Source organism: Burkholderia sp. Ac-20392 (genome assembly GCF_017104585.1).
Lineage (GTDB): Bacteria > Pseudomonadota > Gammaproteobacteria > Burkholderiales > Burkholderiaceae > Burkholderia > Burkholderia lata.
On record NZ_JAAGPB010000938.1, the window covers coordinates 1 to 1,761 of the forward strand.

Consider the following 1,761-nt stretch of genomic DNA (forward strand, 5'->3'; position numbering starts at 1 on the left):
TTCGTCGCTGTGATCTTTCTCGTGCTCCATCGAGATCATCGTCTGTTCTTTTTTTTTTTTAATGTTACGGCGACCCCCGAGATCTACCCCGAGATATACCCTCTTTCCCTACCCGACGCTCTTCCGATCTCGCCCCGCCGCCTGAATCGCGCGGCCGCGGCGCTGATCGCGCGCATCGACATCTTCACGCCGCGCGGCGCGTATGTCGCGCGCTCGGTCATCGCCGCCGCGCTCGCGCTCGGCGTCGCGTACCTGCTCGAACTCGAGACCCCGTATTCGGCGGCGTCGACGGTGCTGCTCGTGATCAATCCGGTGCAGGGCGCGGTGATCGGCAAGGGCGTGTGGCGCGTGGTCGGCACGATCGCGGGGATGGTCGTCGCGTTCGTGCTGATGGGCTGCTTCGCGCAGCAGCCGCTGCTGTTCATCCTCGGCTTCGCGTTCTGGCTCGGCGTCTGCGTTGCCGGCATGACGCTGCTGCGGCACTTCCGCGCGTCGGGCACCGTGGTGGCCGGCTACACGATCGGTCTCGCGACCTACGGCGCGATGCAGCATCCCGAACTGACCTTCGAACACGTGATCGGGCGCGGCTCGACGGTCGCGATCGGCGTGCTGTGCCTGAGCCTCGTGTCGATGCTGCTCGGCACGCGCGACGTGCACGCGAAACTCGAAGCGCTGGTGACGCGCGTCACGGCCGACGTCGCACGGGCCATCGCCGCGCAGCGCAACGGCCTCGCGGCGGCGCCCGCCGACGACAAGCGGCACGCGCTGTTCGCCGGCATCTACGGCATTGACGATCTGCCCGCACTCGGCAAGGCCGAATCGGAAGATCTCGCGCAACGCGCGGCCGCCGTGCGGCACGGGATGGCGTCGCTGTTCGGCGCGCGCGCGGGCGGCCCGCCGCCGCTGCCCGCCGACAGTCCCGGCGCGCACGCGGGCGCGTCGCTGCAGCCGGGGCTCGCGGCCGCGTGGCAGGCCGCCGCCGACGCATTGGGCAGCGGCCCCGGCGGCGCGGCGCACGCACTTGCGCTGCTGGGCGACGCGCGCGAACGCTTGCGCGACGCGCTCGACGGCATCGCGCTCGGCAATCCGCGCGACGAGGCGGCGTTGCTGATCGCCGGCGAGCGGCTGATCGAACAGATCGACGACTACTGCGCGGCGCTCGACGGGCTCGTCGAATTGCAGCGTCCGCGACCGGGCTATCGGCCCGCACGGGTGCGCTTTTACCGCGACACGGGGGCGGCCCTGCGCAATGGCGTGCGCTCGGCCTGCGCGATCGCGATCTCCGGTGCGTTCTGGCTCGCCACTGGCTGGAACCAGGGCGACATGATGCTGCTCGTCGTCGCACCGTACTGCGCGCTGCTCGCGACCGCCGGCAACCCGGCCGCCGGCGCGCAGGCGTTCATCAAGGGCACGGTGCTGGCCGTGCCGGCCGCGTTCGTCTGCGCGTTCGGCATCCTGCCGCGCATCGAGGGCTTTCCGCTGCTCGTCGTCGCACTTGCGCTGTTCTGGATGCCCGGCATCTATGCGACGAGCGTGCCGAAGACCGCGCTTGCGGGGCTCGCATATCTCGTCGCGTTCAACACGCTGACCGGCGCGACCAATCCATTCCGCCCCGACGTCGCGCTGTTCCTGAACCAGTCGGTCGCGTGGGTGCTCGCCACCTTCCTCACGCTGCTCACGTTCCGGTTGATCCTGCCGCGCAACCTGGCCACCGACGCGACGCGGCTGCGCCGCACGATCCGCGACGACACGCTCGCGCTC

At 70.4% G+C, this 1,761-nt stretch carries 1 protein-coding gene; it reads left to right on the plus strand.

Translation table 11 applies throughout. From position 1 onward, the window contains the following. Positions 1–21: 21 nt before the first annotated feature. The coding region (locus G3N99_RS39900; protein ID WP_346778523.1) for an FUSC family protein at positions 22–1,761 on the plus strand (1,740 nt) is incomplete at its 3' end.